We start from the raw sequence: 573 nt of genomic DNA, 5'->3' as shown, positions 1-573 counted from the left end.
ATTAAGTTGGATATGGCCAACTTATTGGTTAATCGAAACATACTAGTTCACCTCACTTGCCATAACAGTCAAGGTGTCAGAGATTTCTTGGAACATCTGACGATCCGTCTTTTCACCACGATAGATTTGATTATAGAGAATACCATCCTTGATGAAAAGAACACGTTTTGCACGGCTAGCAGCTGCTGTTGAGTGGGTCACCATGAGAATGGTTTGCCCTTGCTCGTTGATCTGATCAAAGATATCAAGGAGGGCTGCAGATGATTTAGAGTCTAGGGCACCTGTTGGCTCGTCCGCAAGAAGAATTTCTGGTTCTGTGATGATAGCCCGTGCAACTGCTACCCTTTGTTTTTGCCCTCCAGAGATTTCATAAGGGTACTTCTCCTGCAATTGATTGATGCCAAGATTTTCAGCCGTTACGACCAATTTTTTCATCATTTCTGTAATAGGCTTTCTAGACAATACCAAAGGGAGTAAGATATTGTCTTTAACAGAAAGCGTATCTAACAAATTGAAGTCTTGGAAGACAAAGCCTAACTTTTCACGACGGAAGCTTGATGCTTCAGAATTTTT

General features: G+C 41.4%; 1 protein-coding gene. It reads right to left on the bottom strand.

Translation table 11 applies throughout. From position 1 onward, the window contains the following. Positions 1 to 42: 42 nt before the first annotated feature. Positions 43 to 573, bottom strand: a 531-nt coding sequence (locus ACLNCS_RS08555; RefSeq protein WP_424848293.1) for an ABC transporter ATP-binding protein, incomplete at its 5' end; no start/stop codon positions are given.

It is taken from the genome of Streptococcus sp. CL9.43 (assembly GCF_049737935.1).
Lineage (GTDB): Bacteria > Bacillota > Bacilli > Lactobacillales > Streptococcaceae > Streptococcus > Streptococcus infantis_I.
The sequence above is the reverse complement of the archived record's forward strand: the minus strand, read 5'-3'. Positions and strand labels throughout refer to the sequence as shown.